Below are 26,734 nucleotides of genomic sequence, written 5' to 3'. Positions count from 1 at the left end.
CTGCGAGTATAGAGTATGAGCGAGTTACTCACGCTCTTTCAACTTTAACCCTCGATTTTTTAAGCAAAAAGCCCTGCCAGTGCTGTTCTTATAACCATTTCCCGGCGCTATCGCTCAGACATAGTACTGAAACAATATTTCATTTATGCGTAGCATTTGTTTACACATTGAATATGAATGCGTATATTTCGCATTTGCATTCTCATGCAAGACAAATAATTAACAGCCAAAGAGTTCATTACGCACTCACGTAGTTCGAACTTAATATTAATAATTATCAAGGACTTTCCGATGTCTTTCACAACACACTATCGGGACGAACAGCATCGTTCTGCCATTGTCCCATCCCTCCTGGCTGCCTGCATCGCGGCTGCGTTATTGCCTTGTACCAGCCTCGCCGCCTCGGCAGAAGAGACGGTGATCGTTGATGGTTCAGCCTCCGCCATATCCAGTGATGAACAGGATTACAGCGTTAAATCGACATCCGCAGGCACAAAAATGCAGATGACACAGCGAGATATCCCGCAATCTGTCAGCATCGTCAGCCAGCAGCGTATGGAAGATCAGCAGCTCCAGACGCTGGGCGATGTGATGGACAACACGTTGGGGATAAGCAAAAGCCAGGCGGATTCCGATCGCAGCAGCTATTACTCGCGCGGATTTCAGATTGATAACTATATGGTTGATGGGATCCCGACCTATTTTGAATCCCGCTGGAACCTCGGCGATGCCCTTTCTGACACGGCCTTGTTTGAACGTGTAGAAGTGGTTCGTGGTGCAAACGGCTTAATGACCGGCACGGGGAATCCTTCGGCATCGATTAACATGATCCGTAAACATGCCACCAGCCGCGAGTTCACGGGGAATGTCTCCGCGGAATACGGCAGTTGGAATAAACAACGCTATGTAACTGATTTGCAAAGCCCATTGACGGCAGATGGCAACGTACGCGCTCGCATCGTGGCGGGTTATCAAAATAACGATTCCTGGCTTGACCGCTACAACAATGAAAAAATGTTTTTCTCGGGGATTGTCGATGCCGATCTGGGCGACACCACCAGCCTGTCGGCAGGTTACGAATACCAGCGTATTGATATCAACAGTCCAACCTGGGGCGGCTTGCCGCGCTGGAATACCGATGGCAGCAAAAACAGCTACGACCGCTCGCGCAGTACCTCGCCGGACTGGACCTACAATGACAAGGACATCAACAAAGTCTTCGTGACACTCAAACAGCGTTTCGCGGATACCTGGCAAACAACCCTGAATGCCACACACTCCGAGGTCAAGTTCGACAGCAAGATGATGTACGTCGACGCTTACGTTAATAAAGCTGACGGCACACTGATTGGTCCCTATGGCAACTATGGACCGGGCTATGATTATGTTGGTGGAACAGGCTGGAACAGCGGCAAGCGAAAAATCGATGCCGTCGATCTCTTTGCCGATGGTGGCTACGACCTGTTTGGTCGTCAGCATAACCTGATGCTGGGCGGCAGTTACAGCAAGCAAAATAACCGTTATGAAAGCTCGTGGGCAAATGTATTCCCTAACGAAATAGGTAGCTTCTATACCTACGACGGTAACTTCCCGGAAACCAACTGGAATCCACAATCACTGGCCCAGGACGATACCACGCACATGAAATCGCTGTACGCCGCGACACGCATTTCGCTGGCCGACCCATTGCATTTGATCGTCGGCGCGCGTTATACCAACTGGCGTATCGATACCCTGACCTACAGCATGGAACAAAACCACACTACGCCGTATGCGGGTCTGGTATATGACATCGATGATAACTGGTCCACTTACGCCAGCTATACCTCTATCTTCCAGCCGCAGAACAAACGCGACAGTTCCGGTAAATATCTCGCCCCGATTACCGGCAACAACTACGAGGTTGGTCTGAAATCAGACTGGATGAACAGCCGTTTAACCACCACCCTCGCTGTATTCCGCATTGAGCAGGATAACGTGGCGCAATCAACCGGCGTACCAATCGCCGGTAGCAATGGCGACACCGCCTATAAAGCGATGGATGGAACGGTCAGCAAAGGCGTTGAATTCGAAGTAAACGGTGCGCTCACGGATAACTGGCAGATGACTTTCGGCGCAACGCGGTACGTTGCGGATGATAACGAAGGCAATGCCGTCAATCCGAACCTGCCGCGAACTACGGTAAAATTGTTCACCCGTTATAACCTGCCAGCCCTGCCGGCACTGACCGTGGGGGGCGGAGTTAACTGGCAGAATCGCGTATATAGCGATACCGTGACGCCATACGGCACGTTCCGTGCAGAACAGGGAAGCTACGCGCTGGTGGATTTATTCACTCGCTACCAGGTAACGAAAAACTTCGCCATCCAGGGCAATATCAACAACCTGTTCGATAAAACCTACGATACCAATGTCGAAGGCTCTATCGTCTATGGTGAGCCGCGTAACGTCAGCCTCACCGCCAGCTACCAGTTCTGATAATACCCAGTCTGTAAAGTATCCACCTGCATGTCAGGTGGATTTACCGAAAAGCTAAAAAGCAAAAAGCCTGCTCAAGTTTCCTTAAGCAGGCTTCTTAAATATGGCTCCTCTGACTGGACTCGAACCAGTGACATACGGATTAACAGTCCGCCGTTCTACCGACTGAACTACAGAGGAATCGTTGTGGAGGCTTATCTTAGCGGCGAAAAAACTTTTGTCAAACCCCAATTCCTACATTGAGGAGCAATTGATGCTTCTCTCGACAGTTTGTTGCATTTACAGACATTTTAAATAGAAAAAACTTTGCAGCTTTTTTGATTCTCCCTCATCATTTGAAATGAGGTTTCAACTTTCTTCATTAAGGTCCACTTTGAACGTCTCCGCAGCCTTACGCCAGGTCGCATCCCGCACGCCCTGGTATGCCAAACGCAAGCGTTATAAAGTTCTCTTTTGGCGCGAAATTACCCCGCTTGCTGTCCCCATTTTTCTGGAAAACACCTGTGTACTCTTGATGGGAGTACTGAGCACCTTCCTGGTAAGCTGGTTGGGTAAAGAAGCGATGGCAGGCGTCGGGCTTGCCGACAGTTTCAACATGGTCATCATGGCATTTTTCGCCGCCATCGACCTTGGCACGACGGTGGTGGTTGCTTTTAGTCTCGGAAAGCGCGATCGCCGACGCGCCAGAGCCGCAGCCAGACAATCACTGGTGATCATGACGATATTTGCTGTTGTACTGGCGGCGGTGATTCACTCTTTCGGTGAGCAGATTATTGATGTCGTGGCAGGAGAAGCCACCCCTGATGTAAAAGCGCTGGCGCTAACCTATCTGGAATTAACCGTGCTCAGCTACCCTGCGGCGGCAATTGCGTTAATTGGCAGCGGCGCACTGCGCGGTGCCGGAAATACCAAAATACCGTTATTGATTAACGGTGGTATGAATATCCTGAACATTATCATCAGTAGCATCCTGATCTATGGCATTTTTTCCTGGCAAGGGCTGGGATTCGTCGGCGCAGGTCTGGGGTTGACGATTTCACGTTACATTGGTGCCATCGCCATTATAGGGGTGCTGATGATTGGATTTAACCCCGCGCTGCGCATTCCCCTGAAGAGCTATTTTAAACCGCTGAATCTTGCCATCATCTGGGAAGTTATGGGGATTGGTATTCCTGCCAGTATAGAGTCAGTCCTGTTTAACGGTGGCAAGTTACTTACGCAGATGTTTGTTTCGGGTATGGGTACCAGCGTCATTGCCGGTAACTTCATTGCCTTTTCGATAGCGGCACTGATCAACCTGCCGGGAAACGCTTTAGGTTCCGCGTCTACCATCATTACCGGCAGACGTCTGGGAAATGGACAGATTGCTCAGGCGGAAATCCAGTTGCGACATGTATTCTGGCTCTCCACAATCGGATTAACTGCCATCGCCTGGCTAACCGCCCCGTTTGCTGGGTTGATGGCTTCGTTTTATACCCACGATCAGGATGTAAAAGAGGTCATTGTCATCCTGATTTGGCTGAACGCGGCATTTATGCCGATATGGGCAGCATCATGGGTTCTTCCTGCTGGATTTAAAGGTGCACGTGACGCCCGTTTCGCTATGTGGGTCTCCATGTTGGGGATGTGGGGCTGTCGTGTTGTCGCCGGCTACACCCTCGGGATCGTATTAGGCTGGGGTGTCGTTGGCGTCTGGATGGGGATGTTCTTCGACTGGGCAGTACGGGCCGCGTTATTTTACTGGCGAATGGTCACAGGCCGTTGGCTGTGGAAATACCCTCGTCCTGAACGTGAAAAGTGTATAAAACAACCGTCTGCGTCTGAATAAGCGACGAAATGAAGAATATTTCAGCAAACGATCGCAAATATCCATTCAGGCTTTGACAATGCAGACAGGCATCGCTAATATTCGCCCCGTTCACACGATTCCTCTGTAGTTCAGTCGGTAGAACGGCGGACTGTTAATCCGTATGTCACTGGTTCGAGTCCAGTCAGAGGAGCCATATTTGAGAAGCCTGCTTAAGGAAACTTAAGCGGGCTTTTTGCTTTTCTACGTTTGTTAATCACACCGAAAGCCTCAGCTTAGAATGGCTTCCAGTCGGGCCAGTACTTCATTTACGACAGCGTCGGGTATACGTTCCAGACACTTACCGTTCCGGACTCCCATATCAATCGTTCTGGGTTGGTCGCAGCGAATAACGCCCGTTGTTTTGGTTCCCGCCCCGTCCAGGGAGACGGTAAAACCGGCTACGCGGGCAAAGTTTCCGCCGCTGGTGACGGGAACGACAACGGGTAGCCGGGTGAACTTATTAAATGATGTCTTCGATACGATAAGCACCGGACACTTTCCGCTTTGTTCATGTCCGGCTGTAGGTTCCAGTGAGACGAGCCAGATTTCCCCTCTGTCCATTTACAAGAGATCCTTGTCCACCGCAGGCGCATCAATCCATTCCCGATCCTCTTCACTCATTTCGGCGTGCGGATCGCACTGCGCCAGCAGTTCCTCAAGCGAATAACGAGGTCGTTTCTGGGGTTCAATAATCAGGCAGCCATTATCAATGGTCATACCTACTTCGCTGTCCGTCGACAGCTCCAGCGTTTTCAGCGCGGCGGGAGCTTAGTTCGTGGTAAGAAGGTCGATAATAGCAAACTGTTTTTGTGGTTCAAAGGATTATGAAGGATCAGATAAACAAAATGCGGCGCAGCTTCCGTATCCGGGCTGCGCCGCATGAACATCAGCGGTAGCGCAAAGGCCAGATATTTTCAGGCGCAACATCTAACACTTCAGCAATCAATCTTTCATCGACACCCTCTTAAGGCCGATTGTTCTATCACAAGCTGACATCAGCGCCCCCCGCCATCAGATTCACTCTTTACTGGCTTTTTTACGCAATTCGGTCACCGGTACGCCTCCAATCCCCCAGTTATCCGTTTCGACTTCGTCGATAACCACAATAGTGGTGTTAGGATTTTTGTTAAGCACATCCACCAGTAGCTGAGTAACCCCTTCCATCAGCTGTTTCTTTTGTTTATCGGTAGCACCTTCTTTGGTGATCTTAATATTTACGTAGGGCATAAAAACTCCTGTAAACCAGATAATTATGGGAAATGCGCACAGATAGAAGAACGCAAACCCGTTAAACAGCAGAACAGAGCCGTACTGCTTTTGAAAACGAATTCTGTCGGAAGAGTTATTAAGGTTATTAGCTGAAATATAACTAATATCATTATTTTCCAAAACAACCAGAATATTTACCTTTGTTGTATTGTAAATAACTAATCGCTGCGGCGATAAATAACGAGACGGCGCCCAGCAATATGGAGTAAGTCATGCCATTTTTATTACTCTGAAAGACACTGACGACTAATGGGCCAAGGATCTGCCCCACCCCATATGTCAGCGTAACAAGACCGAGGAGATTAATCTTTTGGGGCGCGCTTATTTTTCTAGCCAGCGGCATGACTAATGAGCTTGTACCCATAAATGTGCCACCAAATCCAATGCAGCTAATGGTTAACAGCAGTGGCGAGTTAATAAATATGGCCATGACTACGCAACTCGCTTGCACAATTAAGTTAATGCTCAGGCAGAATAATATATTCCATTTGCGAGCCGCCCATAGCCAGCCATAGCAGCCAGGAATAACGGCAAGACCGACAATAGACCAGATATGGTCGGCTAAAAAAGTGTTGCCAACACCCCGGGCCATTAACGGCAAATACGTGGCGACAATAATATAACCGAACCCCGCCAGGCCATACAGTAAGGCTAAATTCCACCACTGGATATCCGACTCCGCGCCTGCGGCAGCTTTTACTGGGGGGATCATATGTTTATCTTTCGGCAATAGCATCGTCAGTATGACGAAAAGTATCGCTGAAATGATGGCTGCGCCAATCCACAACACATGTGAATTTAAAGTGTAGGATACGCCAGCAATGACATATTCATTACCGATAAAAATGCCCATTCCTACGCCCGAAAACAAAGAGGCGATAACAAAAGGATTATGGGTATGCTGAAGGACCAGCATTGAACCAAATATCATCATTCCCGCGCTTGCCACACCGGCGAGGAACCTGATTAACAAAATAATTTCTGCCTGGGTCACTTTCGCCATCAAAAAAATCAGCATGACGGTAAGTAGTGCTGAGACCAGTAACGACACTCTTAGCTTATTGACCGCGCTAAAAATACCAAAAGAAAAAAGGAGACTGCCAACAAGGTAACCTGCGTAGTTGGCGCTGGCAATTATAGATAATTGTGAAAAGGTAAACAGTCCTTCATGCAGCATAACCGGAAGCATAGGCGTATATAAAAAGCGCCCAATGCCCATTCCTAAGGTCAAGACGATCATACCAAATACAGCAGTCCTCAACTGACGGAGGCCAACAGCACTGTGATCGAGATCCATATTTTGGCCTCAAAAGACGAATTAAGTTTGATTGTTATCTTACACAAGGAAATGATAATAAAAAGTTAATAAAAATGACGAAAACATTCACTTTGAGTGATGCTTCTATGAACAGTACCTCTCTGAACTTGTTTAAAACGGTGGCGGAAACGGGCTCCATATCCGCTGCTGCACGTAGTCTGCACTGCGTGTCTTCGAATGTCACAACCCGCCTTAAACAGCTGGAAGCCAGCCTTGATGTCTCTCTGTTTGTGCGCGAGAAAAATCGACTTTACATTACCCCTGAGGGCGAGCTGCTTCTGCGCTACGCCAACAAAATTCTGGCGTTGCTAGAGGAAGCAGAATTGTCGATGCTGGGAACAAAAGTGGCAGGGCCATTGCGTATTGGTGCAATGGAAACGACCGCAGCGGTACGTCTCCCTTCGATCCTGGCGAATTTCCACCGCGAAATGCCTTCCATTGAGTTAAACCTGAAAACCTCCCCTACTGAGGCGTTGGTGCAACACATTCTGAACAATGAACTGGAAATCGCATTCGTTGCCGATCATCAGGGGCTGCATATGGAAAATTCGCCCCTGCAATCACATGTGTTATGTCAGGAAACGCTGGTACTGGTAACGGCGGCAGAGCACCAGAATGTCATTACTGGTGCTGACCTCCAGGTGACAAGACCGCTGGTCTTTGTTAAAGGGTGTAACTATCGCTCCCGCCTGGGAGAATGGCTGCGCCTACAGGGGGTCGATTACGCCGATCCTCTGGAATTTGGCTCTTTTCAGGCGATCCTTGGTTGTGTGAGTGCCGGGATGGGGATTGCGCTGTTGCCGGAGAGTGTTGTCAGACAGTATGAGAATAACTTCCCTATCCGCAGTCATACGATTACGCCACAGATAGGTAACGTGAACACCATGATGATATGGCTAAAAAGCCGCGAAGTCAGCCGGGTGCTTAATCGCTTTGTCTCGTTTATTACACAGGCTTAAGTGATTGCGTCGGGTAACGCCAGGCAGCCGGCAACCCAGTGTATTCATGGATGCTAAATATCTTATCCATCACAGGGACAGGCCGCTTCACACCGTTGATTAAAGTTATGTAAATGTAAATTATTTACACTTTGCAATGATTGTAATTGCTAGTGATTATCATTTATTGTACGCAGGCAAAAAATGAGCCCCTGCTCGGGTCACTGTACGTTCCAATTACGCTGGGATATAAACGATGAATGCTCTGCCTCGCACTGGACTGCGCCGTATCACGCTTGCTTCTGCTCTGGTCCTCTCTGTCAGCCTGCCGGCTTTCGCCCAGGATGCGTTAACGCTGTATACCACCCGTGAACCGGGCCTGATTCAGCCCCTGCTTGATAGCTGGACGAAAACCAGCGGTATAAAAGTCAGCACGGTCTATATCAAAGACGGCATGCTAGAACGTGTTAAAGCGGAAGGTAAAAACTCCCCTGCCGACCTGCTGATGACCGTTGACGCCGGGAACCTTATCGATTTAGTCGAAGCGGGTGTGACACAACCCGTAGAATCAGAAGCACTGAAAGCGGCTATTCCGGCCAATCTCCGCGGTGCAGATAACCAGTGGTTTGCGCTGTCTATGCGTGCGCGTGTGTTGTACGCCGAGAAGTCAATGCCAATTGATAACTGGCATTACGAGCAACTCGCCAACCCTGAGTACAAAGGTAAAGTCTGTATCCGTTCCGGACAACACCCGTATAACACTGCATTGATTGCCGCCATGATCGCGCATCACGGCGAAGCAAAAACGGAAGAATGGCTGCGGGGCGTAAAAGCGAATCTGGCACGTAAAGCGACTGGCGGCGACCGTGATGTTGCCCGCGATATCCTCGGGGGTATTTGCGATATTGGCCTGGCGAACTCCTATTACGTCGGCCATATGAAAAACGCCAAAGAAGGCAGCGATGCGCGTCAGTGGGGCGATGCAATAAAAGTCGTTAAGCCAACCTTTGAAAATGGCGGCACGCACGTCAATATCAGCGGCGCTGCAGTAGCACGCTATGCCCCCAATAAAGCCGATGCCGTTAAGCTGATGGAATATCTGGTTTCCGCACCTGCCCAGCAGCAGTACGCGAAAGCGAACTTCGAATACCCGGTACTGAAAGGTGTCACTCTCGACCCAGTGATCAACGCCACAATTGGTGAGATCGACGTCGATAAAATTCCGCTAACCGAAATCGTGAAATACCGTAAACAAGCAAGTCTGCTGGTAGATAAAGTTGGATTCGATCAATAAACTTCTGCAGTTTCCGACGTTACGCGGCCTGGTTTCCGGGCCGCAGTCATTATTAACGCCGTTGCACCTTGGGGCGCTTTGCATTGCGCTTGGCGTCCTGACTCCCATCATTGCGCTTATCTGGCAAGCTACCCAGTCGGATTTATCGCACTGGGACAATCTCATTACGTTTGTGCTACCTGCAGCATTAAAAAATACCGTGCTGCTGTTAGCCGGTGTTGCCGTGTTGGTTGGCGTGATTGGCGTAGGCAGCGCCTGGGCCGTCACAGCATGGGACTTTCCTGGACGTAAGATCCTCAGTTGGGCGTTGCTGCTGCCGCTGGCGATGCCAACCTACATCGTCGCCTTTGCCTGGCTCGATCTGCTGCATCCGATCGGCCCTCTGCAAACCTTTATCCGCTTCCTGCTGGGCTTTGACAGTCCACGACAGTTCCGGCTACCGGATTTGCGTTCGCTTTCCGGCGCGATTATTTTGCTCGGTTTAGTGCTCTATCCTTACGTCTATCTGACGACCCGTGCCACCTTTATCAGTCAGCCGGCCCATTTACTGGAGGCTGCCCGCACGCTGGGATGCAGCGCTGCCGGGACGTTCTTCCGGGTCGCCCTGCCAATGGCACGCCCGGCACTGGCTGTCGGCATCAGCCTGGCACTTCTGGAAACGCTCAACGATATTGGTGCATCGGAGTTCCTCGGCGTACAAACGTTAACCGTTACCGTCTACACCACGTGGATCTCTCGCTCTGATTTATCCGCCGCCGCTCAAATCGCCTGCATGATGCTGATGTTTATCTTCTTCATTCTGACGCTGGAATTTTACGGACGCAGAAAGCAAGGATTCAGCAGCCGCAGTCTGCGGGAAATCCAACCTACTCGCGTGCACGGCTGGCGTGGCTGGCTACTCGGCGCTGTCATTTCTCTACCGGTTATATTGGGCTTTGTGGCCCCGGTTCTCTTTTTGATGTGGGAAAGTGCCAAACGCTTAGGGGACACAAGCCCACTGTCCGCCTCGTTGCTTTCAGCATTACAAAATACGCTCTCGCTGGCAGCAGGCACCACGCTGGTGGTGATTTGCGTCAGCTTGCTGGTAGCCTGGAGCGCACGCCATAGCGCGGCAGATAACGCGATGCCAGGCTTTCGTCGTGGCGTGATGCGTCTGGCCTCCCTCGGTTATGCGGTGCCCGGAACGATTCTGGCGATTGGTTTTTTGCCCCCAGCGATGGCTGTCGATCGTTGGCTGGCCGACTTACTGGATATTCGCGGGTTGCCGCTGATGTCTGCCGGTATTTTATTGGTCATTTGCTGTGCGATGCGCTTCCAGGCAATTGCCATCGGCGCGCTGGACTCCGGTCTGGGCCGCATCCCGCCGTCACTCGAACAGGCTTCACGCTTGCTCGGCGAAAACGGTGCCGGAACATTTGCCCGCGTTCATTTTCCGTTACTGCGTCCGGCATTAGTGAGCAGCGCATTGCTGGTTTTTGCCGATGCGATGAAAGAACTGCCAACCACGCTGCTGTTGCGCCCGGTAAATTTCGAAACGCTGGCCACTCTGCTGTATGCAGAAGCTGCCCGCGGAACCTATGAAGAAGGCGCGATCGCCGCGCTGCTGATTGTTTTAGCAGGTACACTGCCCGTTATATTGTTGGTGCGTCACCAGATGACTCGCCGTGGTTAAGAGAGTAACAATGTCAGAAATCGCATTACGACTCCAGGACGTGCACGTTGCCTACGGCAACAGCCAGCACCCGGTCCTGAGCGGATTCTCAATGTCGGTACGCAAAGGGGAAATTGCCTGCCTGCTTGGCGCTTCAGGCTGTGGGAAAACAACGGTGTTGCGTGCAGTTGCCGGTTTTGAACGACTGCAGTATGGAGAGATCTATGTCTCAGAGCGGCGTATCGCTGGCCCCGGCGTTCATTTGCCACCGGAAAAACGTCATGTCGGCATGGTCTTTCAGGAATACGCCTTATTCCCTCATCTGACAGCGCAACAAAACGTGGCCTTCGGTTTACGGCGTATGCCACGCGAAGCGCAACAGGCCAGAGTGACAGAGCTGTTGAAAATGGTGGAATTGCACAGCCATGCTAACCACTACCCCCATGAGCTTTCTGGCGGGCAGCAGCAGCGCATCGCGTTAGCCCGCGCGCTGGCGCCACACCCGGAAATTTTACTGCTGGATGAGCCCTTCTCCAGCCTGGATAAGCGCACACGCGAACGCCTTGGTAATGAGGTTCGGGATATTTTACGGGCTGCCGGCCAGACCGCGCTGCTGGTTACCCACAGCGAGCACGAAGCTCAGTTGATGGCGGACCATATCGGTTTTGTGAAAATGGGTCAGTATCAGCTTAAAAAAGCGGCCCACCAAAGCCAGGGCTAAGAAAGAGCCGCGTAGTGACATCGCTAATGCGTCTGCACCAGACTGATATTCACCGGCATCCCGGAACGGCGTTCCAGCGCCTGATTCCCACGATTCACATCCACGTCATTCCCGCTGATAAACGTACGCAAAACGGGGGTGACGGGCAGCGGAACCTTTCTGTCAGATTCATATTCGGAGCGATTGCGGGACAGCGGTTCATGAACCTCAACCCAATGGCTACCGTCTGGCTCGGTGCTGAATTTTACCGGTCGGTCAATAATCTGAACACGCGTGCCAACCGGCACAGTATCAAACAGGTATTTGATGTCGTCATTACGCAGACGGATACAGCCCTGGCTCACGCGTAGCCCAATACCGAAGTTGGCATTAGTACCATGAATGGCGTACAACCTGCCGATATAGATAGCGTACAGTCCCATCGGATTGTCTGGCCCGGCAGGCACAAACGCCGGTAAGCTTTCCCCACGAGCAGCATACTCCCGCCGGGTATTTGCCGTGGGCGTCCAGCTTGGTGCTTCCTGTTTACGTTCGACCGCCGTGACCCAGTTGCGCGGCGTTTCCCTCCCGGCCTGCCCAATACCAATAGGTAACACCTCTACCGTATTGGCGCCCTCAGGGTAATAGTACAGCCGCATTTCCGCGACGTTGATAACGATGCCTTCACGTACGGTATCAGGCAATATCAATTGTTGTGGCACCACCAGTGTCGAACCCGACTTTGGCAGAAACACATCCACACCAGGATTGGCTTCGAGCATGTTGCTCAATCCCTGTCCATACTGTGCGGCAAAAGCCTCCAGGGGCTGAGTGTTACCAGCGGGAATCGTTATCGTCAAAGGGCTTCCCACCAGGCGGCTGCCCTCAGGAGGCAATGGGTAGCTCACCGCCTGCGATCCCTGACTCGCGAGCAGCATAACAAGAGCACACAGCAGTTTTACACGACGCATCTTTTTCCTTTCCTTCGTCGCAGCAGACATCCGTTAAGTATAGCTTTTTTATCTGTTTTAGGGGGTTACGACGAGAATGCACAGAAAAAACCCCGCCTTAAAGCGGGGTCGTGGGCGGCTACGCTTCTTTGCCATCCGGTAATACAATATTACTGGCAGCTAACTGCCCCATATTGCTATACATCGCGCAGGCAGCTTCAACAATGGGCATCGCCAGCGCGGCACCACTGCCTTCGCCTAAACGCATTCCCATGTTGAGATACGGCTCCAGTTCCAGGTGCGCCAGTGCAGTACGAGCGCCCTTCTCGGCGGAGAAATGCGACGGGATCAGATAAGGTTTAATCTCCGGCGCTATCTGACAAGCAGCCAGTGCCGCTGAATAAGACAGGAAACCATCCAGGATGACCGGCAGACCACAAGACGCCGCACCCAACATCACCCCCGCCATACCGACAAGATCAAAACCACCCACTTTAGCCAGCACATCAATACCATCACGACTGTCCGGCTGGTTGATGGCAATGGCCCGGCGAACAACATCGACCTTATTTCCTACCCTTGAGAGCGGAAGGTTAGCACCAATACCCACCACATCCTCTGCATCGCTACCGGTTAACACACTGACAATCGCCGCCGCGGGCGTGGTGTTTGCCATGCCAAGCTCACCGACGCCAAACAATGTTACGCCATCATCCGCCAGTTCTCGGGTATACCGAATCACTTCCAGCAGCAGCTCTTCGGCTTGTGAGCGACGCATTGCCGGCCCTTGTGCAATATTGCCGCAACCGCGTGCTACGCGCATGTTCACTACGCCAGGAATGAGTTCGGCGTCAATTCCCACATCAATCACATGCACTTTTGCGCCAGCCTGAGCGGCCAGCACGCAGACGCCGGTCGTTCCGCGCGTCATATTGGCCGCCTGAATCGCCGTCACGATCTTAGGCGAAACAGCAACACCTTCATCCCACACGCCGTGGTCGGCGCACATCACCAGCATCGCTTTCCCCCCGACATGCGGCACGCCTTTCAGGCCTGGCATACCGGCCAGTTGCACAGCGAGAGATTCGAGTCGTCCAAGGCTTCCCGGCGGCTTAAGCAGGCCATCAATATGTTGCTGAGCGCGCAACATTGCAGCGCTATCGGGTGAAGGGATCGCGTGAAGTAAAGAGGATAAAGTCTGCATAAGGGTTCCAGTATGTTGACTGACTCAAAGCAGAGCCAGCAGGAAAACCAGCTCGCCAAGTTCAATGGCCGCCCCCAGCGTATCGCCGGTTTGCCCACCTAACGTGCGTTTTAATAACTGCCCAAGAATGAAGATCGCCACCAACGTAACGACCAGTGCTGCCACACCGCGCATGCCAGGAAGCAGGACGGCCGCAAGAATCGCCGTGAACCCCAACGTGACACAGGTTTGTCGTCCACTCACTTTGCCAATAAAGACATTTCCCAGCCCTTCTTCGCGGGCATAACGGTGTCGATACATCAGCAAAACAGCAGTACCCCGTCCAGCAACGCAGGCTGCAGCCAGTGCCGCCAGCATCGGCGTCCCGCGCAGCGCCAGTTCGCTCACCACCAGCACTTTGGCCAGTAGCACGAAGATCAGCGCCAGTCCGCCATGAGTCCCGAGTCGACTGTCGCGCATGATTTCCAGCATCCGTTCGCGTCGACGTGCAGAAAAAATGCCGTCACAGGTATCCGCCAGTCCATCCAGGTGAAAACCACCGGTCAGCAGCGCCAGCGTCAGCACGGCAAACAGGGCGGCCAGAGGAATACCACACCAGGGTTGCAGCACCATAAAGACCAGCCCCGTCAGTCCCCCCAGCACAACACCTATAAGGGGGAACATGACGATACCGCGTGAATAATGCTCAAAATCCAGCCCTTGCGACCAGCGCGTTGGAACGGGCAACCGACTGATAAAAGAGAGCATTGCCCAGAACAACTTACTCATTTAATTTTGACTCCAATTCCTGATACCACCAGCCAGACCTCATCCGCTGCCGCCGCCAGGCGTTGGTTAACACGTCCGGCAATATCGCGAAAATGCCGTGCCAGACGGTTCTCCGGAACGATCCCCATTCCCACTTCGTTAGTGACCAGCACCACCTTTGCAGGGCAGCGCTGACAGGCTGCGATCAACGAACGGATTTCATCTTCGATGGACTGCTCCATCGCCGCATAATCCCAACTGTCAGGATCGCTGTCACCGCCCAGCGCAAACAACTGGTTGGTCACCATCGTGGTGATACATTCCAGCAGAATGGCTTCCTGCGGATCGTTCGCCGCCGTGATCAGCTCATCAAGATGTTGCCAACGCTCAGCAGTACGCCAGTGTGCGGGACGCCCATCGCGATGGTGCTGAATACGTGCTGCCATCTCCTCATCAAAAATCTGCGATGTGGCGATATACAGCACCTGGGGGGAATCGGCAATTAACGCTTCCGCATGTCGACTTTTTCCGCTGCGGGCACCGCCAGTCACCAGAATCATCATACTGGCTCCTGGTGCTGCTGCATGATGGTATAAATTTTCTCAATATCGATGTGTTGTCGCATCGCATCCGCCAGCAGATCAAACTGCTGCGATTTATATTGCGCGTATTGGACGGTGGAATCCAGCGCGGTTAGCCCTTTGCGTTCACGCAGACCGTTGACCAGCGCACGGGTGAATTCATCACTGTCAAACAGACCGTGCAGATAGGTACCCATTACCAGTCCGTCTGAGCTCACCGCACCATCAGCCATAGCGCCACCGTTTTTATGCAGCGTCATGACGGGCTGGCAGTTTTCTGTTAATTGCGTTTCACCCATATGAATTTCATAACCGCGTACGGATAGCTCCGCAACACCCGCCAGCCAGTCCGGCAGCGTAGAAGACATCACCCCTGCCACCTGGGTCGTCGTTTTATGCTGGGCAAAATGGGTCACGATATTCAGCAGCCCGAGCCCCGGCAGCGTGCCGAGTCCTGACTCCACATCATCAATGATGGTGTCTCCGAGCATCTGGTAGCCACCGCAAATTCCGATCACCGGTACACGCTGACGGTGTAATTGCAACACGCCGTGGGCTATACCGCTTTCACGTAACCAGACCAGATCGCCCAGCGTATTTTTACTGCCCGGCAGGATCACCAGATCGGCTCCCGCCAGCTCCTCCGGGTGGCGCACATAGCGCACACGAACATCCGGTTGAGCGGCAAGCGCGTTGAAGTCAGTAAAGTTAGAGATATGCGGCAGTTGGACTACGGCTATCTCAATATCTCGCTTATCCGTGCGTACGTACTTCCCTTTTTGCAGTGCGACGCCATCCTCGTCTTCGAGATCCACGTCCAGCCATGGCATCACGCCCAACACCGGAACGCCGGTCAGCGCCTCAATTTGTTCAATGCCGGAGTGCAACAACGCCACATCACCGCGAAACTTGTTGATGATGACCCCTTTGACTCTGGCGCGTTCATGGTCGTGCAGCAGCGCCAGTGTGCCGTAAATGGAAGCGAATACCCCACCACGATCGATATCCGCCACCAGAACGACCGGGCAGCGCGCCATCTCCGCCATCCCCATATTGACGATATCGCGATCGCGCAGGTTGATTTCTGCCGGGCTGCCCGCCCCTTCCAGCACGACAACGTCAAACTCCTGCGCCAGACTGTTAAAAACTGAAATAATCTGTTCACGCAGCCGCGGTTTGTACTCGTGGTAACTGACCGCATCCATATCGGTTGCCACTTTGCCCATCAACACGACCTGTGCTTTACGATCGCTGGTCGGTTTAAGTAGCACAGGGTTCATACGCACATCCGGCGTTATCCCTGCCGCCTCCGCCTGAAATATTTGCGCGCGCCCCATCTCCTTTCCTTCCGGCGTAATGCCAGAGTTCAACGCCATGTTCTGCGATTTGAACGGCGCGGTACGCAATCCATCCTGATAAAAAATACGACACAGCCCGGCGACGAGTACGCTTTTGCCAACATCAGATGCCGTTCCCTGCAACATTATTGCCTGCGTCATGACGCCTCCTTCAGCGCGTTCTTTCGCATACAGCTAAAAAATTCAGCCTCTGTTTTACACAACGGGAAACCCAGCTCGGTGTGCAATTTCACCAGCCATGGCGGAGTTAACCCGGCTTGTTCAATAAGATCGGTACGGGCGAACACGTCACCCGGCGTACCGTGCGTCAGCACTTCTCCGCGACGTAAAACATACACCGCATCGCTGACTTCATAGATGAGATCGATATCATGGCTGGAAATAACCACATGATTTCCTTGCGCCACAATGCGTTTGATTATCTCAATCATCTGCGTGCGCCCTGATGGGTCGAGACCGGCGGTGGGTTCATCCAGTAACAGATACTGCGCTTGCAGCACCAGCGCCCCCGCAATCGCCACGCGTTTTTTTTGTCCGTGGCTGAGACACTGAATGGGCTGATGGCGAAAATGTTGAGCATTGACCAGCGTCAAGGCATCGTCCACCCGACGGGCAATTTCAGCCTCGTCCACGCCCAGATTACGCAGGCTAAATGCGATGTCACTGTCGATATCGGTATAAAAGATTTGCTGATCGGGGTCCTGAAATACCGTTGCCACCTGCTGACGTAGCGCCAGCAGGCCGCGCTTGCTGTAATCCAGTGGTTTTCCTTGCCACATCACTGCCCCCTGTTGTGGGCGCAGTAAACCGCTCAGGTTCATAAACAGCGTGGACTTCCCGCAGCCATTGGCCCCCACCAGTCCGGTGACGGCATGTTGAGAAAAGTCCAGCGTTAGCCCTTTGAGAATCGGGTCATCCTGGTAGCGAAACCAAAGCGCTGAGGTGGCAAGCATACTTTTCCTTACAGGTGAAAATCACCCTGATACAGTTTGATATCCAGTGTGGTGGTCATTTGCTGATAACGGATCAACACGCGGGTAAACAATAATCCCACCAGCATCGCCAAAGAGCGATAGCCCAACGGCAAGCTACGATAACCAAAACGCAGCGTTTGTGCGCGATGAATGGCGAGTGCCTCGTCTAACAGGATAAAAATAAATCGCCAGGTCAGCAGAATCAGCTCGGTCATCAGCCGTGGGACATGTGCACGTTTAAGCAAGATAATTAACTGCGGAAACGGTAAATTCAGCACCAGCCAAAACGTTGCCGCCAGCGCCGCAAGGCTGCGCCAGAACGTTTCATTGGCCGTGTGTATGCCCGATGCGGTGATCCCCAGCCAGAAACTGCCCACGGGCATGCTGGCCAGTAAGGTATGCGGGTCGCGACTGACGCTAAACAAAATCGTCACAACGCCCACCAGCAGAAAGCCAAACGGTAACGCCATCCAACGACACCAGCGCCAGAAAGAAACCCGCAGCAGCCAGCAACTAAGTGCCGCTATCAGCAACATCTCGATACCCTGCCCCAATGGGGGCAGAGTAAAGGCCAGAATCATCATCACCAGCCAGAGCAAGAATTTTCGCTGCGGTGAAACATGAAACCAGCGGCTCTGGTAGCTGAGTCTGTCAAGCCCGGTCATCACGGCGCTGCCTGCCCTTGGTATAACCCAGGATATAGAAAATCACGGCAGCCCCCAGCGAACCCTGTAGCGTAAACAGCAGGCTTTCAATTTCGCCGCTTGCAGGTTCATACAATGGCTGGAACCACGGCTCATAATGTGGCGCGATAGCCTGAATCTGGCTTTCCGCTTCACCGTCCGAACCGCCGTATTCTCCGCCGTGGTTGATGAAAAATGGCAGGACCACCAGCGCAATGACCATCCCTAATAAAATCAGCGTCTTTTTCATCGTTAATGTCCTTGTGCGGTAATCAACTGGCGTTTGGTTAACTGGTCATAAATCATCACGGTTAGCAGCCCCTCTGCGATCGCAATTGGAACCTGCGTCAGACAGAAAATACCCATGAATTTGATAATTGATCCCATCGCCCCCGCAGAGGGATCCGGGAAGGCGACGCCCAACTGCACAGAGGTGACGAAATAGGTAACGAGGTCTGCCAGCATAGCGCACAGGAAGACGCAAACATCACGACGCAACCCCGCACGACAGGCCAACTTCCACACCATATACCCAACAACCGGGCCGATTACCGCCATCGACATCCCGTTCGCGCCAAGCGTTGTTAAACCGCCGTGAGCCAGTAACAGCGCCTGGAACAGCAGGACGATTGCCCCAAGAATAGCCACCACACCCGGCCCGAACAGGATAACCGCCAGCCCCACCCCTGTCGGATGTGAGCAGCTCCCGGTAACGGAAGGAATTTTCAGCGCCGACAGGACAAAAATGAAGGCTCCGCACAGGGCTAACAGGACTTTCTGGTGGTTATCTTCCTGCACGATCTGGCGCAGACGCACTAACCCGTACCACAGACAAGGCAGAAACAGCAGCCACCAGGCCAGCGCCCACATCGGTGGCAAAAAGCCTTCCATAATGTGCATCGCAAACGCCTGCTCAGGAACAATCATCAGTAATAGTGCCGCAGCTAACCCGCTGAAAGACAGCTGTTTGAGCTGTTGTTCAAGCTTCATTGTGCATACTCCCACTGTTTATTAACCAGAATGGTTGAGAAATAAGGTAGCGGCTGATCGTCGCTCACTTCATTCAGATGGCGCCAGCACTGCTCACCTGGCAGCGTGGCTTCAGACATCATCAATGCGCAGTCCAGCAAGCCTTCTTGTTGCAGCAGCGCTTTGATGCGCGCAAAACGACCGTACACCTTCATCAGCACCAGGCTGTCATGCTGTGTTAAAGCCTGCTGGATTTCACTTTCCGGCGCGGTACAGGAGACCACCGCCAGAGACTGTTGCTCCATAGCAAGCGGCGTTTTTGAACGTGCCGCAATCGCCGCAAACGAGGTGACGCCGGGGACGATTTCTAACCAATCTTGATTACCAATACGCTGGAGTAAAAAGATCCAGGTACTGAATAACATGGCATCGCCGAGGGTAATAAAACCAACCTGTTTACCCGCTTCCACTTCCTGTACCAACGCAGCAGCGACCTCATCCCAGACAGCCTCTTTTTCAGCACTATCAGCACTCATCGGGAAATGGCAGCAGCGAACTTCAGTTTGCTCACCGATATATTCACGTACGATCGACAACGCCAGACTATCGCCACCTTTTCGCCCGGCTGGTGCATAAAGAATATCCAGCATCCCAAGGGTGCGTGCTGCACGCACGGTGACCAGATCGGCAGCACCGGGCCCGGTGCTCAGCGCATACAATTTGCCACTCATGCTGCTTCCTCCAGCGCCACGTTCAGCGCTTGCTGTAAATGGGCGACGAACATGGCACGAACCGCCGGATTCTCACCCAGACCGCTGAGCCATGGCGTAGCCGGAATGCCTGCTGCGTTAAACAACGTTTTCCACGAATCCTCTTCATCGGAGGCCATATCATTGATAGCGTGATCGCCTGCAACCAGCATTAGCGGCATAAGATGAACCGCCGTCACACCTTCCTGACCTAAGCTTTCGATCAGCACCTCTACTTCCGGGTAGCTTTCCACTGCACCTACGCGAGCCGGGAAGCGCTGCGCTGTCATCATGTGATCGAGACAGGCATAAGCAGCAAACGCGTGATGACTGGCACCGTGGCCCATAAACACGACTTTTTCACGCTCACCTAACGGCGGCATCTGCTGTTGCAGCGCCAGCATCAGTTGTGCGTAATCATCGTGACTGCTCAACAGCGGCACCCCCAGAGTCAGACGTGAAAACAGCGGGCGCATACTTTGGACTTCACGAACAATTTTCTCGTATTCGTCACCATTAATGATGTGCAGCGACTGAATAGCCACATCCTGATACCCCTGCTCCGCCAGCTTTTGCAGCGCCTGCAGCGGCGTATCGATCTCAATACCGTCCCGCTGTTTGAGCTTGCGGATGATCATCCCGGAGGTAAATGCCCTGAACAGATCGCGGTCGGGACAACTGGCCGCAAGATCGCGCTCACAAGCCACAATATTCTTCTCACAGGTGTCGTGATAGCTGGTGCCAAAGCTGACCACCAGAAGCGCCTTTTTCATCTCTTACTCCTTAAGCAGCGGCCAGCCAGCGCGTTAAACGCGCCCCAAATGCGGCCTGACTTTCCAGTAATTCTTCTCCCGTCACCAACGGTGCCGGGCGTGTAATCACGATGCAGGGAATACCTGCATCCAGACAGGGCTGAACTTTTTCCTGATAACCCCCTTCCGCGCCTGACGCTTTGGTGATCATCACATCCGCCCGACACTGGCGATAAAACGCGGCATTGAACTCGGCGCTAAACGGGCCACACAGCGCGAAGATTTCGCCCACGCCAAACCCCAGCTCCGCGCACTGTTGAATCACCTCTGGCACAGGCAGCACGCGTGCCAGCAGCGTCTTCTCCGGTAATCCTGCACGCCAGATGGCCAAATCTTTACTGCCGGTCGTCAGCAACACGCGTTCGCCAAAACGACGTGCTGTTTCACATGCTTGCTGGATGCTCTGTACGGTGTGCAGATGCGGGTGAGTTAAATCACTCAACTGTTCAGGTCGCTGATAGCGGCTCAACAACACGCCGGCCGCTTCACAGGCGTTCATGATGTTGCGGCTCACCACCTCGGCATACGGATGCGAGGCGTCGATCACCCAGCGCGTCCGGTTTTCCTGCAACCAGGCAATCATTTGTTCGCGCTCCAGACGCCCGCAGCGAACCTGACCTTTGATGTCACCTGCCAGTTGCTTACCTGTTGGCGTCGCCACCGACAGGGTATAAGCGACATTTGCCGCATCCAGTTGCTGGCACAGCATGCGCGCATCGCTGGTGCCGCCCATAACCAGCACGTCACCGTAATTCACAGCACATAGCCCCGTGGTGTAATCATCAGCCCATCCTGTACATAGGTGGTTTTGTTGCCGACAATCACCAGACTGGTCATATCCACCGGTTCAAAATCCATATCACCGAGCGTAGTCAGCCATTTTTCCTGTTTTTTACGACCGGCCGACTTCACGATACCTACTGGTGTTTGTGCGCTCTTGCTGGCGGAAAGCAGTTCAAATGCACGCGCCAGATGTCCTTCACGACCGCGACTGCGCGGGTTGTAAAAACAGATAACGAAGTCAGCTTCACCGGCAGCAATAATACGTTTTTCAATTACCTGCCACGGCGTTAACAGGTCACTCAGGCTGATATGGCAAAAATCGTGCATCAGCGGTGCGCCAAGCAATGAGGCGGCGGCAATACTTGCCGTCATCCCAGGGATCAGCCGAACCTCAACATCCAGTTTTTGCTTGCTGACCAGCTCAAGCACCAGCCCGGCCATACCGTAAATCCCGGCGTCGCCGCTGCTAATCAGCGCCACGTTGTGGCCAGCCTGCGCCAGTTCGATTGCGGCCTGGCAGCGTTCAATCTCTTTGCACATCCCGGTTTTGATCACCTGCTTATCGCCAGTGAACGCTTTTACCAGATGGGTGTAGGTTTTATAGCCGACAATGATTTCCGCCGCCTGGAGCGCTTCAACGGCTTCCATGGTCATCATTGCCTGCGAGCCAGGGCCAATTCCAATTACGCTTAACATCAGTGTGAAACTCCCAAAGTGATCGTGACGCCCTGTTCGCGCAGGGTTTCGCCTAACAGTTGTCCGTGGCTCAGCAGCCAGGCTGCAGGACCGGAAACGCTTCCTGTCCCCACCGTTTTGCGAACAAATGATGAGGCCGGAAAACGGTGTTCATGCTCACGCAGCGCGTCAGCGGTAAAGGTTTCGAAAGGCACGCGGCAACAGGAGGCCAGTTGGATAAGCCCCTGTTCGTCTTTTTTCAGCGTGATGCTGCCAATTGCTTTTAACGCCAGCGGGTCGAGGCGCTGGGCTTCGAGTTGGCGTGCCAGCAGCGCAGCTAACAGTGGAAACGGCGTATCCCGACGACAGCCAATTCCGGCAACTACTCGCTGCGGTACCAGCTTCCAGTGCACAACGGGCAGTTCAGGCAAGTTGTTGCGCAAGGTAATACAAATCAGCGCATCCAGTTCAGGCAGCTGATTGAGATCGGTCACCGTGATAAATCCACGGCGGTCGCAATGGCTGACGTCCTGTGCCAGTTCGTCGTCCCACCACAGACCAACCCGTTTGTTGCTGACCAGCATCTGGTTAACGATTTTGACCGCCGAGCGGAAATCATTCATGCGGGCATTTAACTGGAACGCCAATGTGTCCAGCGCCGCCATATCATTGACATCCGTCGCGGTGGTAATGACAGGATCGGCCCCCAGCATTCCCGCCAGATAACGCGCCAGTGCATTAGCGCCCCCCGCATGACCGGAGAGCAGGCTAATGACATGCTGGGCACGTTCATCAATGACCACCACCGCCGGATCGCAAAATTTGTCGTTGACCAGCGGAGCCAGCACACGCACGGCAATGCCAGTTGCACCGATAAAAATCAGCGCTGAGTAATTCGCAAACGCATCGCGCGCGGTGTTAGCAAAACCGTTGTCGAAAGGAATAAATCCCTCCTCCAGCAGTTTTTCACTGGTGAAACAGGTTACCGGCAGCATCGCCGCCAGACGTTTAGCAAGCACAACGCCGCCGGGGGTCAGGCAAAATAGCGCGAGTGATTCAGGCTTTACGGTATTCATGGCTAAAATCCGCCGCATAGAGTTTGGAGTAGTGATACTCCGAGCCCAGGAAGTTACCGACCAGAATGAGCGCCGTTTTACGGATCCCTGCGTCGCGAACTTTGTCGCCAATATCTGCCAGGGTACCGCGCACGGTCTGGCTTTCTGGCCAGGTCGCTTTATAGATCACCGCCACGGGAGTGGTCGCCGGATATCCGCCTTCAATCAGACGCTCGGCCACCCGATGAATACGCTGGACGGAAAGATAAATCGCCATTGATGTCTGGTGACTGGCAAACGACTCCAGTTGTTCACGTTCAGGTACCGGCGTGCGACCTTCCAGACGGGTAATGATGAGACTCTGCGACACTTCCGGTACGGTATACTCGACACCCAACTCCGCAGCCGCCCCCAGGAATGCGCTAACGCCAGGCACCACCTGCCAGTCGATCCCGCGTTTGGTCAGCTCTTCGCCTTGCTCGCGCACAGAGCCATACAAGGAAACATCACCGGTTTGCAGACGCACGACGGTTTTACCGGCTTTCACACCCGCTTCCATCAGATCAAGGATCTGCTCCAGATGCAGTTCGGCGCTGTCATGGCATTCCGCTCCGGCCGGGCAATATTCCAGTAATTCAGTGTTAATCAGCGATCCGGCATAGATAACCACCTGTGCCTGCTGGAGCAACCGGTAACCTTTGAGGGTAATCAGCTCGCGATCGCCAGGACCTGCGCCAACAAACCACACACTACGGGGATCAAAAATCTCAGACATGGGTTCCTTCCTTCTGACAGGCGATAACAAATACGGGGTTATTCGGTTTGAAATAGTGACCACTACCCAGCGTGGCAAGTGAGGAAACCTGCAGTTGCAGGCAATCCACACCCTGAATGCCAAGGTGGTCCAGATGAGCCAGAGCGATGTTGAGGTTTTCCTGAAGGATAAACGTCATCACCAGTCGCCCTGCGGGATGTAACTGACGCATTGACCAGTCGATCAGATCGGTCAGATGGCCGCCGCTACCGCCCATGAAAATGGCATCGGCTTTTTCCGCAATCGTCATCGGCGCGATACCGGGAAAAATATCGATGTTTGCACAGGCAAAATGCTGACGGTTTTCGTCCAGCAGCCTGAGTGCATCCGGATTACGCTCGATTGCCGTGATACGCAACCCTGGATATTGCAACGCCGCCTCAATCGACACGCTGCCGGTTCCCGCGCCGATATCAATCAGATGGCTGGCGCGGTGTAATTCAAGTTTTGAGAGGGCGAGTGCACGTACCGCTTCTTTGGTCATCGGCACTTTCTCTCCACGTAGAAAAAGCTCATCTTTCATCGAGGATCACCACTGCATTCATGTCATAGTCGGCTGTAATTTTGTTTACAGGCAGGCAGTGGATACGTTCATTGTCCATCGCCAGGTTTTCGCCAATCACCATCCAGCGATGCCCTTTGCCTCTGGCCACCAACTGCTGTGCAATTTCACGCGGGCCACACAGCGCGTCGGTCACCATCGCAACCTTGTTATGTCGCGCCAGCTCATCAAAACAGACACTGCGGCCATGGCTACTGGTGAGCCACATGTCGTTCATATCAATACCAGCTTGCGCACACAGATACTGAACGGCGCTAATACCGGGAATAATGCGCACATTTTCAATACCAAAATGCGCCACCATCCGCGTGCCAATGCCGTAAAACAGCGGGTCGCCTGAGGCCAGTACCACTACGTTTCGCGCCTGATGTTCGCCGATCCAGTGCAATAGCTCCGGAATATTGGCGCCAAGAGCAAACCGTTCACCGGCAAAATCCGGGAACTGCTGCAGATGTCGCTTGCCGCCGACCAGCACGTCGGCCATTGCAACCGCGTCACGCGCCACCGGCGTCATCAAATGCAACCCAGCGGGCCCCATCCCTACAACGGTTAACATTCCATCTCCTCTGCGATCTCCGCGACCGGACGATTGCTGCCGAGGACCTGATTATCAAAAGAGAACATGATGGCGTCGCAGGTCGGGGGATTTTTCGTAAAACGCAGGGTTTGCAGGACGCGCATACAAATACGCTTCGCCAAATGGTTGTAAATGTGTTGAAAACCGTATGCTTCGATATGTTCCATCGCGGCTTCGGTCGTGTCACAGTCGCTGACCAGCGTCAGCAGTTCCAACGGCGCGCCAAGTAATGCGAGGTGAGCCACCAGCGTTTCCATGCGGGCATCAGCGATATGACTGTGGGTATGGAAGATCCCAGCCGCGATTTTGATAAGTTTGCCGGGATGTCCCACCAGCACGATCTGGCGGAATCCCAGGCGCACCGCTTCCTCAATCATGTAACCGACAAAGTTGCTCATAGTGACCACAACCTGTGTGTCGATCCCCATCTGTTCACGCACAAAACGTTCGCCGTGATTACCCGGTACCAGTACGACGCGATCCAGCCCTGCCGCGCGTTTGATCTCCAGCTCCAGCGATAGCGAACGTTTCCAGCTCTCTTCCGACATCGGCGTAACAATGCCCGTGGTACCAATGATCGAAATACCGCCCAGAATCCCCAGGCGCGAGTTGTAGGTTTTTTGCGCCCGTTCTTCACCTTCAGGCGCAAAAATCTCGATGTTTGCCCCACGATTTGGTCCAATCGCTTCACGTACTGCGGACTCAATGGTCTGACGAGGTGTCCGGTTAATCGCCGAACTGCCCACCGGCAAACCAATCCCTTTACGGGTCACCGTACCGACACCTTCACCGCCCTGTAAGACGATCTCTTTACTATCGTCTAACGTCACGCGGGCAAAGATCAGCATCCCATGCGTGGCGTCCACATCATCACCACCATCTTTGCGGATGGCGGCAATCGCCTGCTGCCCTTCGATATGCGGTGACTCCACGTTCAGGCATAAAGTCACCCCGGAAGGCGTCACAATGGAAACCTGATGGATCAGATGCTGGCGCAGCACCATCAACGCAGCGACTTTTGCCGCCGCCGTCGCACACGATCCCGTGGTGTACCCTTTACGCAGCGCTTTACCGTTGTGCCACACTGGCGTATCGAAGGACTGGTCGCTCATCGCGCCCCCTGCATGTGATAAAGCATGGCATTGACGATAGCGGCAGCGACGTTACTGCCACCTTTGCGACCTAATGCGGCAATGGCGGGCAGATGACTTTGTGTCAGTGCGTCCTTCGACTCCGCCGCGCCAACAAATCCTACCGGTACGCCAACCACACCGCTGACAGGTGCATCATGTTCCAGCAGGCGGAACAACGCGGTTGGCGCGTTGCCAAAGACAAACAGTTTTTCGCCCTCTTCCTTCACGGCAATGTCGACTGCAGCCATTGAACGAGTGATCCCCTGTTCTTTTGCTGCCCGTACCACACGTGGGTCGCTGATGTAACAGCGGCATTCGCCACCGAATTTTGCCAACAGGGTTTTGTTTATCCCGGAAAGCGCCATCGTGGTATCGGTATAAATCACGCTCGGGCGACTCAATGCAGCGCAAAACTGTTCCAGCACATCACTGGAAAACCACAGAATGTCCAGCCAGTCGAAATCCGCGGTGGTGTGGATCACCCGCTTGATGATGGCTTCATGCAACGGACTGGCAAACTGATAATCCGGGCGGGTTTCACTGATAATCTCGCCAATGATGTCGAAACTTTTGGCCTCAATCGCTTGAGGTTGCTGGATATAGTGCATTTT

Annotated in this window: 28 protein-coding genes, 2 tRNA genes and 2 pseudogenes; 7 read left to right on the top strand and 25 right to left on the bottom strand. The window is 53.2% G+C overall.

Annotation, left to right across the window (positions count from 1 at the left end; genetic code table 11):
* Positions 1-291: 291 nt before the first annotated feature.
* A complete protein-coding gene (fhuE, locus tag RYZ59_RS16405) occupies positions 292-2,478 on the top strand; it encodes a ferric-rhodotorulic acid/ferric-coprogen receptor FhuE (RefSeq protein ID WP_318049536.1) in 2,187 nt (728 codons plus the stop codon).
* 104 nt (positions 2,479-2,582) lie between these two features.
* Here the strand turns inward: fhuE and RYZ59_RS16400 are convergent.
* A tRNA-Asn gene (locus RYZ59_RS16400) sits at positions 2,583-2,658 on the bottom strand.
* Between the two features lie 160 nt (positions 2,659-2,818).
* On the opposite strand from RYZ59_RS16400, the gene RYZ59_RS16395 reads away from it, so the two are divergent.
* Together RYZ59_RS16395 and RYZ59_RS16390 are read left to right on the top strand one after the other, a co-directional pair.
* Positions 2,819-4,306 carry an EmmdR/YeeO family multidrug/toxin efflux MATE transporter gene (locus RYZ59_RS16395; RefSeq protein WP_318049538.1) on the top strand — a complete coding sequence of 496 codons (1,488 nt, stop codon included), beginning with the start codon at positions 2,819-2,821 and terminating at the stop codon, positions 4,304-4,306.
* A gap of 99 nt (positions 4,307-4,405) precedes the next feature.
* A tRNA-Asn gene (locus RYZ59_RS16390) sits at positions 4,406-4,481 on the top strand.
* Between the two features lie 74 nt (positions 4,482-4,555).
* On the opposite strand, the gene RYZ59_RS16385 is transcribed toward RYZ59_RS16390, so the two are convergent.
* From RYZ59_RS16385 to RYZ59_RS16370, 5 genes and pseudogenes are all read right to left on the bottom strand, one after another.
* Positions 4,556-4,888: a type II toxin-antitoxin system PemK/MazF family toxin gene (locus RYZ59_RS16385; protein ID WP_318049540.1), complete on the bottom strand. Its 333-nt coding sequence runs from the start codon at positions 4,886-4,888 to the stop codon at positions 4,556-4,558.
* Positions 4,889-5,092, bottom strand: a pseudogene (locus tag RYZ59_RS16380) (PbsX family transcriptional regulator); the annotation flags it as partial.
* A 121-nt stretch (positions 5,093-5,213) separates the two neighbouring features.
* Positions 5,214-5,276 (bottom strand): annotated as a pseudogene (locus RYZ59_RS24800) (helix-turn-helix domain-containing protein); the annotation flags it as partial.
* Between the two features lie 68 nt (positions 5,277-5,344).
* Positions 5,345-5,554, bottom strand: coding sequence for a 2-hydroxymuconate tautomerase family protein (locus RYZ59_RS16375; RefSeq protein WP_137382341.1), 210 nt, complete (start codon positions 5,552-5,554; stop codon positions 5,345-5,347).
* A 151-nt stretch (positions 5,555-5,705) separates the two neighbouring features.
* Complete coding sequence (locus tag RYZ59_RS16370; RefSeq protein WP_318049543.1) at positions 5,706-6,893, bottom strand: MFS transporter; 1,188 nt, start codon at positions 6,891-6,893, stop codon at positions 5,706-5,708.
* 107 nt (positions 6,894-7,000) lie between these two features.
* On the opposite strand from RYZ59_RS16370, the gene RYZ59_RS16365 reads away from it, so the two are divergent.
* The 4 genes from RYZ59_RS16365 to RYZ59_RS16350 all read left to right on the top strand — a co-directional run bounded on the left by RYZ59_RS16365 (position 7,001) and on the right by RYZ59_RS16350 (position 11,518).
* On the top strand, positions 7,001-7,873 hold the full coding sequence (locus tag RYZ59_RS16365; protein WP_318049544.1) for a LysR family transcriptional regulator: 873 nt from the start codon (positions 7,001-7,003) through the stop codon (positions 7,871-7,873).
* Positions 7,874-8,108: 235 nt separating this feature from the next.
* Positions 8,109-9,146, top strand: a complete 1,038-nt coding sequence (locus RYZ59_RS16360; protein ID WP_271455287.1) for an extracellular solute-binding protein — start codon at positions 8,109-8,111, stop codon at positions 9,144-9,146.
* Positions 9,130-10,818 carry an iron ABC transporter permease gene (locus tag RYZ59_RS16355; protein ID WP_318049550.1) on the top strand — a complete coding sequence of 563 codons (1,689 nt, stop codon included), beginning with the start codon at positions 9,130-9,132 and terminating at the stop codon, positions 10,816-10,818. The genes RYZ59_RS16360 and RYZ59_RS16355 overlap by 17 nt, the downstream gene beginning before the upstream one ends.
* Before the next feature lie 10 nt (positions 10,819-10,828).
* The gene (locus RYZ59_RS16350; RefSeq protein WP_137382346.1) at positions 10,829-11,518 is read left to right on the top strand and encodes an ABC transporter ATP-binding protein; all 690 of its coding nucleotides are present in this window, start codon (positions 10,829-10,831) and stop codon (positions 11,516-11,518) included.
* Positions 11,519-11,541: 23 nt separating this feature from the next.
* Here the strand turns inward: RYZ59_RS16350 and ldtA are convergent, their stop codons facing one another.
* The 19 genes from ldtA to RYZ59_RS16255 form a co-directional block, all read right to left on the bottom strand.
* Positions 11,542-12,468: a L,D-transpeptidase gene (gene ldtA / locus RYZ59_RS16345; protein ID WP_137382347.1), complete on the bottom strand. Its 927-nt coding sequence runs from the start codon at positions 12,466-12,468 to the stop codon at positions 11,542-11,544.
* 118 nt (positions 12,469-12,586) lie between these two features.
* Positions 12,587-13,651, bottom strand: a complete 1,065-nt coding sequence (gene cobT / locus RYZ59_RS16340) for a nicotinate-nucleotide--dimethylbenzimidazole phosphoribosyltransferase (RefSeq protein ID WP_137382348.1) — start codon at positions 13,649-13,651, stop codon at positions 12,587-12,589.
* 24 nt (positions 13,652-13,675) lie between these two features.
* Positions 13,676-14,419, bottom strand: coding sequence for an adenosylcobinamide-GDP ribazoletransferase (gene cobS / locus RYZ59_RS16335; RefSeq protein WP_318049555.1), 744 nt, complete (start codon positions 14,417-14,419; stop codon positions 13,676-13,678).
* Entirely contained in the window at positions 14,416-14,961 is a 546-nt protein-coding gene (cobU, locus tag RYZ59_RS16330) for a bifunctional adenosylcobinamide kinase/adenosylcobinamide-phosphate guanylyltransferase (protein ID WP_318049558.1), read from the bottom strand. Before cobU ends, cobS begins: the two co-directional genes overlap by 4 nt.
* The gene (locus RYZ59_RS16325; protein WP_318049560.1) at positions 14,958-16,478 is read right to left on the bottom strand and encodes a cobyric acid synthase; all 1,521 of its coding nucleotides are present in this window, start codon (positions 16,476-16,478) and stop codon (positions 14,958-14,960) included. Before RYZ59_RS16325 ends, cobU begins: the two co-directional genes overlap by 4 nt.
* Positions 16,475-17,290 (bottom strand): energy-coupling factor ABC transporter ATP-binding protein, encoded by an 816-nt coding sequence (locus RYZ59_RS16320; protein ID WP_137382352.1) that lies wholly within the window; start codon positions 17,288-17,290, stop codon positions 16,475-16,477. Before RYZ59_RS16320 ends, RYZ59_RS16325 begins: the two co-directional genes overlap by 4 nt.
* Positions 17,291-17,298: 8 nt before the next feature.
* Positions 17,299-17,976 (bottom strand): energy-coupling factor ABC transporter transmembrane protein, encoded by a 678-nt coding sequence (locus tag RYZ59_RS16315; protein WP_202038913.1) that lies wholly within the window; start codon positions 17,974-17,976, stop codon positions 17,299-17,301.
* Positions 17,963-18,244, bottom strand: coding sequence for an energy-coupling factor ABC transporter substrate-binding protein (locus RYZ59_RS16310; protein ID WP_202038914.1), 282 nt, complete (start codon positions 18,242-18,244; stop codon positions 17,963-17,965). The genes RYZ59_RS16315 and RYZ59_RS16310 overlap by 14 nt, the downstream gene beginning before the upstream one ends.
* 2 nt (positions 18,245-18,246) lie before the next feature.
* Positions 18,247-18,984 (bottom strand): cobalt ECF transporter S component CbiM, encoded by a 738-nt coding sequence (cbiM, locus tag RYZ59_RS16305; protein ID WP_202038915.1) that lies wholly within the window; start codon positions 18,982-18,984, stop codon positions 18,247-18,249.
* On the bottom strand, positions 18,981-19,694 hold the full coding sequence (locus RYZ59_RS16300; RefSeq protein WP_202038916.1) for a cobalt-factor II C(20)-methyltransferase: 714 nt from the start codon (positions 19,692-19,694) through the stop codon (positions 18,981-18,983). The genes cbiM and RYZ59_RS16300 overlap by 4 nt, the downstream gene beginning before the upstream one ends.
* Positions 19,691-20,485: a sirohydrochlorin cobaltochelatase gene (cbiK, locus tag RYZ59_RS16295; protein ID WP_202038917.1), complete on the bottom strand. Its 795-nt coding sequence runs from the start codon at positions 20,483-20,485 to the stop codon at positions 19,691-19,693. The genes RYZ59_RS16300 and cbiK overlap by 4 nt, the downstream gene beginning before the upstream one ends.
* 10 nt (positions 20,486-20,495) lie before the next feature.
* A complete protein-coding gene (locus RYZ59_RS16290; protein WP_318049568.1) occupies positions 20,496-21,281 on the bottom strand; it encodes a cobalt-precorrin-6A reductase in 786 nt (261 codons plus the stop codon).
* Complete coding sequence (locus RYZ59_RS16285; protein ID WP_318049570.1) at positions 21,278-22,003, bottom strand: precorrin-3B C(17)-methyltransferase; 726 nt, start codon at positions 22,001-22,003, stop codon at positions 21,278-21,280. Before RYZ59_RS16285 ends, RYZ59_RS16290 begins: the two co-directional genes overlap by 4 nt.
* A complete protein-coding gene (gene cbiG / locus RYZ59_RS16280) occupies positions 22,003-23,058 on the bottom strand; it encodes a cobalt-precorrin 5A hydrolase (protein WP_318049572.1) in 1,056 nt (351 codons plus the stop codon). The genes RYZ59_RS16285 and cbiG overlap by 1 nt, the downstream gene beginning before the upstream one ends.
* The gene (locus RYZ59_RS16275) at positions 23,039-23,812 is read right to left on the bottom strand and encodes a cobalt-precorrin-4 methyltransferase (RefSeq protein WP_003030275.1); all 774 of its coding nucleotides are present in this window, start codon (positions 23,810-23,812) and stop codon (positions 23,039-23,041) included. The genes cbiG and RYZ59_RS16275 overlap by 20 nt, the downstream gene beginning before the upstream one ends.
* The gene (locus RYZ59_RS16270; RefSeq protein WP_318049574.1) at positions 23,805-24,374 is read right to left on the bottom strand and encodes a decarboxylating cobalt-precorrin-6B (C(15))-methyltransferase; all 570 of its coding nucleotides are present in this window, start codon (positions 24,372-24,374) and stop codon (positions 23,805-23,807) included. The genes RYZ59_RS16275 and RYZ59_RS16270 overlap by 8 nt, the downstream gene beginning before the upstream one ends.
* Complete coding sequence (locus RYZ59_RS16265; protein ID WP_318049575.1) at positions 24,364-24,969, bottom strand: cobalt-precorrin-7 (C(5))-methyltransferase; 606 nt, start codon at positions 24,967-24,969, stop codon at positions 24,364-24,366. Before RYZ59_RS16265 ends, RYZ59_RS16270 begins: the two co-directional genes overlap by 11 nt.
* Positions 24,963-26,102, bottom strand: coding sequence for a cobalt-precorrin-5B (C(1))-methyltransferase CbiD (gene cbiD, locus RYZ59_RS16260; protein WP_137382362.1), 1,140 nt, complete (start codon positions 26,100-26,102; stop codon positions 24,963-24,965). The genes RYZ59_RS16265 and cbiD overlap by 7 nt, the downstream gene beginning before the upstream one ends.
* On the bottom strand, positions 26,099-26,731 hold the full coding sequence (locus RYZ59_RS16255) for a cobalt-precorrin-8 methylmutase (protein ID WP_040231934.1): 633 nt from the start codon (positions 26,729-26,731) through the stop codon (positions 26,099-26,101). Before RYZ59_RS16255 ends, cbiD begins: the two co-directional genes overlap by 4 nt.
* Positions 26,732-26,734 lie beyond the last annotated feature (3 nt).

The organism is Citrobacter sp. HN-141 (assembly GCF_033341895.1).
Classification (GTDB): domain Bacteria; phylum Pseudomonadota; class Gammaproteobacteria; order Enterobacterales; family Enterobacteriaceae; genus Citrobacter.
This window is presented reverse-complemented; position numbering and strand designations above follow the sequence as displayed.